This is a genomic window from Shewanella algae, from assembly GCF_009183365.2.
Lineage (GTDB): Bacteria > Pseudomonadota > Gammaproteobacteria > Enterobacterales > Shewanellaceae > Shewanella > Shewanella algae.
In genome coordinates, this window is sequence record NZ_CP068230.1 from 2228342 (window position 1) to 2242190 (window position 13849).

A 13849-nucleotide genomic window follows, 5' to 3' on the forward strand; every position below is an offset into this window, starting at 1 on the left:
GTTTTTAAGGCCAATTATGCCAGTTGCGCCTTAAGCTCGGCCAATTCCTGTTTTAGTAAAGCCAGCTCTTGCTTCATTGTCGCCAGTTCTTGTTCAAGCAAGGCTATCCGGCTCTGGCTCGCCGTTTCTGGCTCTCTTTCGCGCTCACCTTCATGGTGAGCTGCAGCTTGATTGGCAATCTGAGTGGTATCTGCGCCGCCGGAACCTTCAGATACACCATCATTCTCGGTGAAGTTCTCGGCAAAGCGTATCTCACGTTTTCCAGGCTCCCTGGCCAGTTGGCGGATAAAGCCTTTGTCTTTCAGCGCCAATAGGGTTTGCTCCACTTGTGGCAGGCCGTCAAATTCAAACAGCCGCTGAGCCCGGCTTCTGAGTTCACCTGCGGTTTGGGCGCCGCGCAGCAGCAACAAACACACTATCGCCAGCTCCGCCGGGGAAAACTGCAGCTCGCCAAATTCAGTGTTACAGAATCTGTGGCGGTATTTTATGACCCGGCTGCCAAAGCCGGATTGCTCACTCAGCAGACGTTTTTTACTCAGGCTGTCCAAGGCTTGCTGCACTTCAGACTCGCTCAGTTCCATCACGGGATCGCGGCTGGTCTTTTGATTGCAGGCTTGGGTCAGTGAATTGAGAGACAGGGGATAAAGATCCGGAGTGGTGACTTCTTTTTCCAGCAGGCAGCCAATCACTCTGGCTTCGATGGCATTGAGTTGCAACATAATTGACAGTTCCATTCAAGGCAGATGTCGGCCAACTGACCGACATTTTACTCAGTGTTTTTGAGTTATATCAGAGCCTTGAGCCGATGTCGCGGTTTTCCTCGGCTGCGCCTTTCCTGAATAGGGCAGGCGCGTTATTTTTGCTCAATTCTTTGCCAGTTCTTTGTTCAATTATTGGCGTGGATACCGTCATCTTCGATGCGCAGTTTTCCGGCCTTGAACAGGCCGCCGATGGCTTTTTTGAAGGCCTTCTTGCTCATGCCGAGCTCGGCGTAGATCACCTCGGGCGAGGTCTTGTCGCTGTAGGGCAGGAAGCCGCCGGCCTGAGCCAGCTTCTTCATGATCCGCTGTGATTGCTGATCCAACTCCTGACGGTCAGCCTTTTGCAGGGTCAGATCCAGTTTGTTGTCGTGACGCACCTGCTTGATATAACCCTTGAGCTTTTGGCCAAACTTCAGCTTACGGAACACCTCATTTTGATAGATGACGCCCCAATGCTTGTTGTTGACTATCGCCTTGTAGCCGAGATCTGTGGTACCTGCGATGATAAGGTCAACCTGTTGACCATTCTTGTACCAAGCCGGGCTCTTATCGACAAACTTATCGATTTTGGACGAAGCGACAATCCGCTCGTCGGCGCGGTTACGGTGAACATAGACCAGATAACTGCGGCCTTCTTCGGCCTGCTTGTGCTGCTCACCGAAGGGCAGCAGCAGATCTTTTTCCAGTCCCCAATCGAGGAAGGCACCGACCCGACCAATGGAAACCACCTTGAGATAAGCAAACTCACCCACCTGAGCCAGGGGCTTTTTAGTGGTTGCGATGGGCAGGTCGTTGGAGTCCAGATAGAGGAACACCTCCAACTTGTCGCCAACCTGACAACCCTTGGGCACCACTTTATTGGGTAATAACACCTGTCCCAACTCATGAGCGTTGAGGTAAACCCCGAAATCAACCTGTTTGACCACTTCCAGGGTGCAACTTTGACCTATTTCTGCCATCTGTTTTTGAACCTGATTAACTTTGTTTCAGCTGCGGCGGATTATAACGGATTGCGCCCACCTATGCCCGTGCCTTTTGTTAGGGAGGTGCGAATAAGTCCTCGTGGCCTTCTCTTTTGTAGGGCGTGGCTTGCACAGCAATTGGCGTTCAAGGCATCTGACTGAAGGCATGCCGGGGCCTGTCGAAGTCAGACTTCCCTAAGTTTGAATAAGACTAAAGTTAGCGCTGCTTTTTGCAGCAGAACTGGTTAAGCTGAAAATAAAAACCTTTGCCTATGTTCTCTATCTGGTCCGTCAGCCTGCTGGCACTCTTGTATCTCGCGCTGTTGTTTATCATCGCCTGGTGGGCGGATAAATATAAACCTAAACGCTTTCGGGCGCTGTTTTATAGCCTGACACTCGGCGTCTACTGCACCTCCTGGGCCTTTTTCGGTACCACGGCCCAGGCTGCCAATCATGGTTGGTGGCTGGCGCCCACCTATGCCGGTACCTTGATCCTGTTTCTATTTGGCTGGCGGCTTTACTGCCGGGTGGCGCAAATCTGCCGCGATGAAAAACTCACATCCCTGGCCGACTTTATCGCCAGCCGCTATGGCCAGTCTTCCAGCCTCTCCGGGCTGGTGTCTTTTATTTCCGTGATTGCCATAGTGCCCTATATTTCGTTGCAGCTGTCGGCCACCTCGGAAAGTATCGCCATGCTCACGGGTGAAGAAGTTTCCTCCGGCGGATTCTGGCAAGACAGTACCTTTTATATCATGTTGCTGCTGGCGCTGTTTGCCGTACTGTTTGGTGCCCGGCGTCCAAGACCCAGCGAGCACAACCCGGGGCTGGTGGCCAGTATGGCGTTTGAATCGCTGGTGAAGCTGGCTGCCTTTATCTCGGTTGGACTGTTTGTCTGTTTCGGTTTGTTCGACAGCCCGCTGGCACTCTGGCAACAGGCTCAGAGCGCCAAGGCCGAAGGGCGCTTGAGCTTTGAGGTCGACTCCGGCTACATCTATGCCACCCATACCCTGCTTGGGGTGTTGGCCATGTTCTGTTTGCCGCGTCAGTTTCATATGCAGTTTATTGAACCGGGCGGCGAGGGCCATCTCAGTACGGCGCGCTGGCTGTTTCCGCTGTATCTCATTCTTATCAATCTGTTTATTTTACCTATCGCGGTAGCCGGCCTGTTATGGTTCGGTAAGGAGCAGGTGGCGCCGGACTCCTTCGTACTGGCCTTGCCGATGGCGGTAGAGAATCACGCCGTTTCCCTGATGGTGTTTCTCGGCGGGTTTTCGGCGGCCACCAGCATGGTGATAGTCTCGGCGATAGTGCTGTCAATCATGATCACCAACGACTTTATCAATCAGTTTATTCTGCGGCGCTCATCGCTGGCCTCCGGCAGTCGCGGCCTCAGCCAAAACGCCTTGCTGCAGGCCAGAAGGGCGGTGATCTTCGCGCTGTTGCTGCTGAGTTACTTCACCCACAGAATACTGGCCGATACCAACTCCCTGGCCATGGTGGGCTTGATGTCTTTTTCCCTGGTGGCACAGTTTGCACCTGCGCTGATCATAGGTTTATGGTGGCGTCAGGCCTCTTGTCTCGGGGCACAACTGGGGATCGCCTCTGGCTCGCTGGTGTGGTTTTATACCTTGCTGCTGCCGAACCTGGTGATAGGCGCAGTCGGTTACCAGCCCTGGCTCGACAATGGCCCATTCGGTGTTCAGGCTTTGGCGCCGCGGGATCTACTTGGGCTAGGGCTGGATGATATTACCCAGTCCATGCTGCTGTCGCTTGGGCTCAATTTAATGGTGTATATCTTGCTGCCTGTACTGCGCCCGGCGGGGCTCGCCGAGCGGCTGCAGAGCAGCAAGTTTGTTATCAGCCGGGATGACAGACGGGAAGGTGTGCCCAAGGCCAGTTTGAGTTTTCATGATCTGGCGGCCTTGCTGAAACGCTTCGGCGAAGCCGACTCGGCCAGTCAGTTGGTTGCCAGCGAGTTCCCGCTGGATCCCAATCACTGGAAAGTGGATGCGCCGGTGCGAACCGAACAGCTGGTCGAGAGAGAGCTCGCCGCCATGGTCGGCGGCGCTTCGGCCAGGTTGATTATCGATGCCGCCAAAGATGAGAAACATCAGGGGCTGGAGCAGGTGGCCGAATTTGTCGATGAGGCCCGCGAAGTGCTGCGCTTTAATCGCGACTTGCTGCAATCGACCATAGAAAATATCCAACAGGGGATCAGTGTGGTGGACTCCCAGCTGAGGCTGGTGGCCTGGAATCAGGGCTACAAGGATATGTTTCTCTACCCGGATGAGGCGCTCTATATAGGTCGGCCGGTGGAAGAGATCATTCGCCTCAACGCCCACAGAGGTATGTTTCGTGGCGAGGATCCCGAGCAGGAAATTGCCAAGCGTCTCGACTATCTGCGTCAGGGCAGTGCCTATAAGTATCAGCGCACCCACAGCAATGGCCGGGTGTATGAGATGCAGGGTAACCCCTTACCCGGTGGCGGCTTTGTGACCACCTATACGGACGTGACCGACTTTGTCAGCCAGCAGCGCCAGCTGGAACACGTCAATGCCTCGCTGGAAGAAAAGGTCAACCAGCGCACCCGGGCGTTGACCCAGGCCAACCGTGAACTGTCCAATGCCAAACGGGTGGCCGAGCAGGCAACCGAGAGCAAGACCCGCTTTTTTGCCGCCGCCAGTCACGATCTGTTGCAACCCTTCAATGCCGCCAGCCTGTTCTGCTCCTTGATGAGTGATAAAGCCAGGGGCAGTGAGCTGGAAACCCTGGCCGATAATATCCGCAGCTCCCTTGGCAGCGCCGAAGAGCTGCTCAGCAGTATTCTGGAACTGACCAAGCTCAACGCCGGAGCCTTCAAGGTGAATGTCAGTGAATTTCCATTGCGGCAAATCATAGATCCCCTCAGGCACGAGTATCAGGCGCTTGCGGCGCAAAAAGGCATAGGCTTTCATCTCGAGAGTCAGGAAGTGCTGCTCAATACCGACAAGGCGCTGCTCAAACGTGTGCTGCGTAATCTGCTCAGCAACGCTATTCGTTATACCGAGCAGGGTGAAGTGCGGCTGAAGACCTATCTTGAAAACGGACTCTTGTCATTGATAGTGGAAGACACGGGCATTGGTATCGCCAAGGAAGATCAACTGACCATATTTGAAGAGTTCAAGCAGCTCGGCAGCCGCGGTAACGCCGAAGGACTGGGGCTTGGGCTGGCGATTACCAAGCGTATCTGCGATCTGTTGGACATCCCCTTGCTACTGGGTTCCCAGGTAGGGACCGGTACTCAGTTTACCTTGTTGCTGCAATGCAAGTCGCTGCCGGGGGCTGTGGCCGCGGTCAAACCCAAGACTTTGGAGAGTGAGTCCGATTTTGCCGGGTTGCGGGTTTGGCTGGTGGATAATGATCAAACCGTGCTCGAAGCCCTGGGGCAGGTCATGGGCAGTTGGGGCTGCGAGATAGAAAAGGCCACCGGCGCCGAACAGTTGGCTGAACTGCAAGCGCGTTTGCCCTTGCCGCAACTTTTGATAGTCGATTATCAGTTGGATGCCGGTCTCACCGGGGTTGAGCTGTTGGCCTCCCAGGGGTTGTCCGGATTACCTGTGATTATCAATACCGCCAATCAGGCCGAAAGCATTCGCGAGCAGGTCAGTGATGCCGGTTTCCCCTTGCTTTACAAGCCACTGAAGTTGCCGGCGCTCAGGCGCAGTATCAAGCGTTTGCTCAATTGAGGCGCGCTTTTAAATAAAGCGCTTTGTGGGGAAGGGGAAACCGTTATTCGGGGCGGCTGAGCTGGTTATAGCGGATGCCGGCCTGGGTTCGGTTGTTGAGGCCGAGCTTGCGCAGAATGGCCGATACATGCTGCTTGACCGTGGTTTCCTGCACCTGCATTTCATAGGCTATCTGCTTATTGAGCAGGCCATCGGCAATCATCGCCAGCACCTTGTATTGTTGCGGCGTCAGTTTTTCCAGATTTCTGGCAAAGTCCGTCTGCTCGTCATCGGCGTCCAGAGTGTCCAGCGCCAAATCCGCCGGTAGCCAGGTTTCGCCATTGAGCACCTCGGCGATGGCTTCGGATATCCGCTCCAGCGGCGAGGACTTGGGCACATAGGCCGAAGCGCCCAGGGCGATGGCTTGCTGCATAATCGCCGGTGCTTCGGTGGCCGACACCATGATGATCAACACATCCGGATATTGATTGCGCAGTTGCGACAGTCCCTGCAAACCATTGGCTCCTGGTATGCCGAGGTCGAGAAACACCAGCTCAGTTTCACTGTGTCGCCCGAGCAGCTCAAACAACCCCTCGAGATCGGCGCATTCGCGTATCTGTGCTTCATCCAATACGCAGGCGGCGGCCTGCTTGAGGGCGCTGCGAAACAGCGGGTGATCATCGGCAATTATGGCTTTCACCAGACTCATCCTAAGGGCTCCGGGTTTCAAATTTTATACGGGAAAGTATCAATAAAAACAAGGCTTACCCTAGGGTAAGCCTTGTTCGGGGTACGGATTAAAAGCGGTAGCCTACCGTCAGGGTCACTGTGCGTGGATCACCGTAATAACCAATCAGGGTGTTGTCGCCACCGAGTCCCGGGGTGTACTTGCTGACATCTGTCGGATCGCTCGGATCCGGGGTGACAAACTGATAGCCGCCGATAAGGTACTCTTCATCGGTGAGGTTTTTGCCATAGAGGCCGGCATACCAGCTGCCGTCATTGCTATACCAGGTGATCCCCAGATTCAACAGGCCGTAGGCGTCCTGGGTTAGCAGGCTGTCTTCCTCAAACAGCACATAATCACCGCGATAGTAATAGTTGCCGTTAAAGACAAACTCACCGATATCGGCATAGAGGCGATAGGTGAAACCCAGGTTAAAGGTGAGATCCGGGGTATTGGCTATGGTAAACCTGTCCGATTTGTCGAAGGTTTCACCTGTGACAGGGTCGGTATCGAACACTTCACTGAATTCAGCATCGATATAGCCCACCGCCAGGTCAAAGTTCAGCGCGTCTGTGGCCACCCAGGTCATCTCAAGCTCTGCGCCACGTGCCTCCGAAGAGCCTATGTTACCCAGGCGCTGATTGAGGTCGGCGGCCGTGTCGCCCGGCAATACAGAGATATACTGCCTGTCCTTATGATCCAGGCTGAACAGGGTCAGGTTGGCCCTTAAGTTGCGGCCCCATTCGCTCTTCATCCCCAGCTCGAAGCTGTCAACGGTTTCAGGATCTGCCGCCGGCTCGGCGCTTTCGGCCCTGGGATTAAAGGTGCCGGATTTGAAGCCCTGGGCGTAACTGGCAAAGAACATGATGTCATCCGAGTACTGGTATTCCACCCCGACTCTTGGGGTCAGCTTGGACCAGTCTTCACTGTCGTCCAATACCAAGGGCACCAAGTCGCCTTCGGGGCGGACATAGCCCGGCACCCAGCCGGATTCGGGATAGACGGTATCGAATATCAGGCCGTTGCGGACATAGGCTTGCTTTTCGTCCTGGGTGTATCTCAGCCCCAGGGTTATGGACCAGCTGTCACTCAAGTCTACGCTGCCCTGAATGTAGGCCGCCTTGCTGGTGGAGTTGGAACAGCCGCTCACTTCACGGGTCAGCCCAGGGGCGTTGAGCGCCTTTCCAAGCTCTTCGAGAATCGCCTGAAACTGGCCGCAGGACTCGGCATCATAGTAGTAAAGACCGGACACCAGCTTATAGTTGTCGCCGCTGTGATGCAGTTGCAACTCATGGGTGGTTTGCTCGTCGTCATAGATGGCCGGTACGTCGAAAATCTGCAGTGAGGTGTTGTCGAAATCTATGTTGGTGGGTGAGTAACTCTCTCTTCTGGCCGCGATATATTTCAGCTGCGTTGAGTGGTTTATGTCCCAGCTGCCGGTGAAGCTCCAACCTTCGAGGTCCACCTCGTTCCAGGTGGGCAGACTGGTGTAGGAGTCGAACTTGCTGTCCGGTACCGGGGCATTGGTCAGCAGACTCGGCAGCAGGCGATAGCCCCCCTTGGCGTTGGACTTATCGTCTGTTTTATCCCAGGCGAGGCGGAAAAACAGTGAGTCTGTCGGGTGATACTCCAGGGTGAGTCGCATGGCACTGAGATCTTTGTTGTAGTTCTCTTTGTCCTGGTTCGGCTCGGCCGAGGTCAAAAACTCACCGAAACCATCGCGGTTGAGGTTGGCATAGCCAAAGCCCAGATACAGCTGCTCGTCTATCAACGGATACTGGCCGGTGATCTTGAGATCTTTCTGATTAAAGCTGCCGTAGGAGCCCTGAATATTCAGCTGGGGATCGCCGGACATCACCTTGGTTACATACTTGACCGCACCGCCTATGGTGTTCTTGCCGTAAAGCGTGCCCTGAGGGCCGCGCAGTATCTCTATCTGCTGCACGTCCAGCAGATCCAGTACCGCCCCCTGTGGGCGGGCGATATAGATATCATCCACATAGATACCGACGCCGGGCTCATAACCCCAGAGCGGGTCCTGCTGGCCCACGCCGCGAATAAAGGCGGTCATGGTGGAGTTGGTTCCCCGACTCGCCTGCAGCGTGGTATTGGGGGAGAACTGCTGCACTTCGGTCACCACGGTAATACCGCGTTCATTAAGCTCGGCCTCACTGACTGAGGTGACGGCGACTGGTACTTCCTGCAGGTTTTCCACTGTGCGTCTGGCGGTGACTTCAATACGTTCCAGCTCGCCCTTATTGTTGGTTTCTTCTGCCTGAGCCGCTATCGGTGTCAGTGCCGAAGCTATGGCCAGTGCCAGCAGAGAGTAGGGGATCTTGGCTTGACTCATGATTAAGTCCTTTTGCTGTTTTGTTTGTTTTGTTTTTGTTAATACTTCGGCGTTTACTCTAGAGCAAAGGAAGCAGAAGGGAATTAGCACCTTAGTACAGTGTTATTTAATGATTTGAAATTTATTGGTTATTTTTTGTATAGCACTATGGTGTTATGTTCAATCCGGCTTTTGCTTGTCACTCTCTTGGTTGCAAAAATTGGTTGCAAAAAATTAACAATGGCGCCTGATCAATCGCTGCAAATTTGCGGCGACGGAACAGGGCGGCCAACAACAAGAGATGGGCTTATGTTGAGTATGCTGGGACTCTTCGGTGGCTTACTGCTGCTGATCATTTTGACACTCAGAGGTGTCAACCTGTTTGTCGCCGCGCCACTGTGCGCGGCCTTGGTGGCACTGAGCAACCATATTCCGTTATTTGATGCCTCGGGGGCTGACTTTGTCAGTGCCTATATGGGCGGTTTTTCCGGCTTTCTGGCGTCCTGGTTCTTTATGTTTTTGCTGGGCTCTTTGTTCGGCAAGTTTATGGAAGATACCGGCGCGGCCGATGCGGTGGCGCATTTTATTGTGGGGAAACTCGGGATCCGCTATGCGGTGCTGGCCGTGGTGGCCGCCTGTGCCGTGCTGACCTATGGCGGCGTCAGCGTATTTATTGTGGCATTTTCCGTCTATCCCATGGCGCTGGGGCTGTTCAAGGACGCCAATCTGCCGCGGCGCTTTATTCCGGCGGCGCTGGCATTGGGCTCGGTGACTTTTACCATGACCTCGGCCGGTTCGCCTGAGATCCAGAACTGGATCCCGATCAAATACCTCAATACCTCTCCCTGGGCCGCCTGGGAAGTGAGCCTGGTGGTGGCCCTGTTTATGGCGGTCAGCGGTTATTTCTGGCTCAAGTGGATGATTAACCGAGCCATCGCCAGAGGCGAGCGTTTCGAGGCGCGCAGTGATGATCCTGAAGTGCCGGAGCGGGATCTGCCCCATCCCATCACAGGGGTGATCCCTCTCATTGTGGTGCTGGTTATCTCCTTTTGGCTGCACGATACCCTGGCACAAAATGCCCTGATAGTTGCCTTGCTCGGTGGGGTGCTGACGCTGATGTTAATCAACTTCCGCCATTTTCATCATCTGGGACGGGCGGTCAATGACGGCACCACAGGCGCTTTGGTGGCCATAGGCAATACCAGCGCCGTGGTCGGCTTTGGCGCCGTGGCCAAATCATCGGCTGCCTTTGCCACTGCGGTTGAGGTGATGACCAATATGCCGGGCAATGAGCTGTTGGGGGCTGCGGTGGCGGTGAGCGTGATTGCCGGCCTTACCGGCTCTGCCAGCGGCGGCCAGGCGATAGCCCTGCCTTTGGTGGCGCCCCATTATCTGGATATGGGGGTGAACCCGGATCAGTTGCATCGAGTGGTGGCCATTTCTTCCGGTGCTTTGGATACCTTGCCCCATAACGGTTATGTGGTTACCACCATTCGAGCCATCTGTAAGGAAACCCACAAGCGCGCCTATTGGGCGATGGCGGCGCTGACGACCCTGCTGCCCCTTATCGGTGTCGCGCTGGCACTGGCTCTGTTTATTTGGTTTTAAGAGGTGAATATGAAGTTATTTGCATCCTGCATGTTTGTGGCGCTGCTTGGGATTGCCCAAGCCAGTGCTCCGGCTTCGGCCGAGTCCGTTTCTGCCACGGCTGCTTCGTCCTTGAAAGCGGCCGCCCAGCCTATGCTGGTGGAGAAAAAGTCGTTTACCACCACTGAGTTTCGCACAGTATCGGGCAAAGTGTTGCCCAGTGTGACCGTCGGCTGGGAAAGCTACGGCAGTCTCAATGCGGCCAAGGACAATGTCATACTGATCACTCATTTCTTTTCCGGTAATTCCCACGCCGCCGGCAAGTACGCCGAGTCTGATCCCCAAAGCGGCTATTGGGACGCCATCATAGGGCCGGGCAAGGCGATAGATACCAATCGCTTCTTTGTTGTCAGCGCCGACACTCTGGTCAACGCCAATGTGCACGACGGTCATACCATCACCACAGGGCCTGCCAGTATCAACCCTGAAACCGGCAAACCCTGGGGATTGGATTTCCCCGTGGTGACCATTCATGACTTCGTCGAGGTGCAGCGCTTGCTGCTGGAGAGTCTCGGCATTGAAAAACTCCATGCGGTGATGGGTGCCTCCATGGGGTCATTTCAGGCGCTAGATTGGGCGGTGAGTTACCCGGACAGAGTCGAGCGGCTCATTCATGTTATCGGTGCCGACAGCATGGATGCCTGGAGCGTACCGGCACTGGAAAAATGGGCCCTGCCTATCCGGCTGGATCCCAACTGGCGCGGCGGCGACTACTACGGCAAGGCGCCCCCGGTGGCAGGGCTGACCGCGGCGCTGCTCAATATCACCCAGGATGCAATGGCGCCGGAGGCTTATCTGGCCAGCTTCAAGGATTTCACTGTGGCCGACAAAGGCGCGCTGGCGGATATTCGCACGCTGCCGCAAATCAGCCAGATCTTGCAACAGCGCGCCGGGGCCAGGGCGGCATTGCAGGATGCCAACCATGTACTGTATCTGGTACGGGCCTCACAACTGTTCAGTGCCGATTGGCAAGGGGGCGAGCTGAAACTCGCCTTGGCCAAGATAAAGGCCAAGAGCCTGTTGCTGCCCGCCAGTGGCGATCTGCTGCTGCGGCCCCAGAGAGTGAGGCAGATGGCTGCCACCATGAAGGAACTGGGTAAAGAGGTAGAGATAAGTGAAATTAAAGGCCCCTGGGGGCATCTCGATGGCTTGTTCTCCATTCAGAGCAAGAGTGATGAAATCCGTACATTTCTGGCGGACTGAGTCACGCCGCCGCAGGGCGTAATTTAAGGAGCCTGTATGAAAGACCCTAAAACCGTATTGATCACCGGCGCGGCCAGCGGTATCGGCCTGGCGATTGCCTCCGAGCTGGCGGCCTTTGGCCACAGGATATTGCTGAGCGATCTCGACCCTGAGCGGGCGATATTGGCCGCCAACACGCTCAATCAAGCCGGCGGCAACTGCTTGGGTCTTGGGCTCAATGTCGCCGACCCCCGGGCCATTGAAGCGCTGACCGAGCAACTGGCTGACATTGAAGTGGATGTGCTCATCAACAATGCCGGACTGCAGCATGTGGCGCGCCTCGATGCCTTTCCGGCCGAGAAGTGGCAACTGCTGCAACAGGTGATGCTCACCGGCCCGGCGATGCTTTGCAAGGCATTGCTGCCGGGAATGCGGGAGCGCAACTTTGGCCGCATCATCAATATCGGCTCTATCCATGCACTGGTGGCATCCAGGTACAAGTCGGCCTATGTGGCCGCCAAACACGGTTTGCTGGGGCTGAGCAAGGTAGTAGCGCTAGAAAACGCCGACTGGGATATTACCGTCAACACTATCTGCCCGGCTTATGTGAAAACACCGCTGGTGGAGGCGCAGATAGCGTCTCAGGCAAGGGAGCACGGCATGAGCGAGCAAGAGGTTATCGACAACATCATGCTGTCCCCCATGCCGAAGAAGGCGTTTATCGGCGTCGATGAAATCGTGCATTCGGTAGCGTTTTTGATGGCGCCGGCGGCGCGCAATATTACCGCCCAGACACTGGTGTTGGACGGTGGCTGGACCGCGCAATAAGGCAAGACAGGCTGACACTGGAGAATCACTATGGCCGGGTTGGATAAAAGGGTTGCCAGTCATGAACAGGCATTGGAGGGGATAACCCATGAGATGCGGATCATTGCCGGAGGCTTTGGCCTTTGTGGCATTCCCGAGGGCTTGATAGCCGAGTTGGTGCGCAGAGAGGTGCGTGATCTGGAGCTGGTGTCCAACAACTGTGGCGTCGACGACTTCGGTCTTGGACTCTTGTTGCAAAACCGCCAAATTCGCAAGATGGTGGCGTCATACGTGGGTGAAAATGCTCTGTTTGAGCAATTGATGATGACTGGTGAGCTGGAGGTGGAGCTGGTGCCTCAGGGCACTCTGGCCGAGCGGATCCGCGCCGGCGGCGCCGGGATCCCGGCGTTTTACACGGCCACGGGAGTCGGTACTCCGGTGGCCGAGGGCAAACCCAGTGAACATTTCGAAGGGCGGGAGTATCTGCTGGAGCGCGGCATAGTCGCCGACTTTGCGCTGGTTCGCGCCTGGAAGGCCGATTGGCAGGGCAACTGCATCTATCGCCACACCGCGATGAACTTCAACCCCTTGGCAGCGATGGCGGGCAAGGTAACCGTGGTAGAGGCCGAAGAGATAGTCGAGCCCGGCAGCCTGCCGCCATCACAAATTCATACGCCGGGGATTTTTGTCGATCGCCTGGTGCAGGGACAGTTTGAAAAACGCATCGAAAAGCGCACCTTTCGGCCCAGCTAACAGGAGAACAGCATTATGGCGTTGAGTCGCGAACAGATGGCTATGCGGGTCGCCAGAGAGATCCGTGACGGTGACTATGTCAATCTGGGCATAGGCATTCCCACTCTGGTAGCCAACTACCTGCCACCCGGGATAGAGGTGATGCTGCATTCGGAAAATGGTCTATTGGGAATGGGTCCGTTTCCGCTGGAGGAAAAGATAGATGCCGACATGATCAATGCCGGTAAGGAGACGGTCACTGCGGTCAAAGGCGCGGCGATTTTCGACTCGGCCCTGAGCTTTGCCATGATAAGGGGCGGGCATGTGGATCTCACAGTGTTGGGGGCGATGGAGGTGGATCAACAGGGCAATATTGCCAGTTGGATGATCCCAGGCAAGATGGTCAAAGGAATGGGCGGCGCCATGGATCTGGTGGCCGGTGCGGCCAACATTATATGTACCATGATGCACTGCAGCAAACAGGGTGAGCCCAAGTTGCTTGAGCGCTGTACGCTGCCGCTGACCGGGGTTAACTGTATCAAGCGGGTGCTGACGGACTTGGCACTGCTGGAGATCCGTGACGGCGGCTTTCATCTACTGGAGCGCGCGCCGGGGGTGACTGTTGAGGAGATCCGTGCCAAGACGGCGGGCAGACTGCATTGTGGCGAGTCTGTGCCGGAAATGACCTTTGATTAATTCGCTAAATTGGGGGGCATTTTTAGCTGCCGTGATTTGCGCTCGAATCGCCAGGTTTCAAGATAACAAACCTTTGTTTGAGGGTGAGTTTTCACCCTCAAATTCCCCAAGGGGGCGGCATTGAATCAAACCAGGTACCCAAAGCGGTATCTGGCCATCAAAATAGGGAGCCTGAGTATTTAAAAAATCTTGAACAGATAAAATCAGCTTTCAAAGCTCAATTTATTGATATAAATCGAAAAAAGCTCGCTTAAATGGCATAGGTGAACATCGCAACTGTAGTTTATATTTCAAAGCCTTGG

10 protein-coding genes are annotated in these 13849 nt (G+C 55.3%); 6 read left to right on the forward strand and 4 right to left on the reverse strand.

Going from position 1 to position 13849, the window contains the following annotated elements:
* Positions 1-14: 14 nt before the first annotated feature.
* On the reverse strand, positions 15-719 hold the full coding sequence (locus tag E1N14_RS09940) for a YceH family protein (protein WP_420877394.1): 705 nt from the start codon (positions 717-719) through the stop codon (positions 15-17).
* A gap of 167 nt (positions 720-886) precedes the next feature.
* The gene (locus E1N14_RS09945; RefSeq protein WP_025009611.1) at positions 887-1720 is read right to left on the reverse strand and encodes a CvfB family protein; all 834 of its coding nucleotides are present in this window, start codon (positions 1718-1720) and stop codon (positions 887-889) included.
* Positions 1721-1995: 275 nt separating this feature from the next.
* Between E1N14_RS09945 and E1N14_RS09950 the strand changes: the two genes are divergently transcribed.
* Complete coding sequence (locus E1N14_RS09950; RefSeq protein ID WP_062793476.1) at positions 1996-5448, forward strand: PAS domain-containing hybrid sensor histidine kinase/response regulator; 3453 nt, start codon at positions 1996-1998, stop codon at positions 5446-5448.
* 43 nt (positions 5449-5491) lie between these two features.
* Here E1N14_RS09950 and E1N14_RS09955 read toward each other — a convergent pair whose 3' ends face one another.
* Complete coding sequence (locus E1N14_RS09955) at positions 5492-6136, reverse strand: response regulator (protein WP_025009612.1); 645 nt, start codon at positions 6134-6136, stop codon at positions 5492-5494.
* Between the two features lie 88 nt (positions 6137-6224).
* On the reverse strand, positions 6225-8504 hold the full coding sequence (locus tag E1N14_RS09960) for a TonB-dependent receptor (RefSeq protein ID WP_025009613.1): 2280 nt from the start codon (positions 8502-8504) through the stop codon (positions 6225-6227).
* A gap of 288 nt (positions 8505-8792) precedes the next feature.
* Here E1N14_RS09960 and E1N14_RS09965 point away from each other — a divergent pair, with 288 nt between their 5' ends.
* The 5 genes from E1N14_RS09965 to E1N14_RS09985 are packed head-to-tail and all read left to right on the forward strand — an operon-like array spanning position 8793 to position 13547.
* Complete coding sequence (locus E1N14_RS09965; protein ID WP_025009614.1) at positions 8793-10091, forward strand: GntP family permease; 1299 nt, start codon at positions 8793-8795, stop codon at positions 10089-10091.
* Positions 10092-10100: 9 nt separating this feature from the next.
* Positions 10101-11333: an E22 family MetX-like putative esterase gene (locus E1N14_RS09970; protein ID WP_025009615.1), complete on the forward strand. Its 1233-nt coding sequence runs from the start codon at positions 10101-10103 to the stop codon at positions 11331-11333.
* A gap of 36 nt (positions 11334-11369) precedes the next feature.
* Positions 11370-12140 (forward strand): 3-hydroxybutyrate dehydrogenase, encoded by a 771-nt coding sequence (locus E1N14_RS09975; RefSeq protein ID WP_044734375.1) that lies wholly within the window; start codon positions 11370-11372, stop codon positions 12138-12140.
* Positions 12141-12170: 30 nt separating this feature from the next.
* Positions 12171-12872 (forward strand): CoA transferase subunit A, encoded by a 702-nt coding sequence (locus E1N14_RS09980; protein WP_025009616.1) that lies wholly within the window; start codon positions 12171-12173, stop codon positions 12870-12872.
* Between the two features lie 15 nt (positions 12873-12887).
* A complete protein-coding gene (locus tag E1N14_RS09985) occupies positions 12888-13547 on the forward strand; it encodes a CoA transferase subunit B (RefSeq protein WP_025009617.1) in 660 nt (219 codons plus the stop codon).
* Positions 13548-13849: the final 302 nt, after the last annotated feature.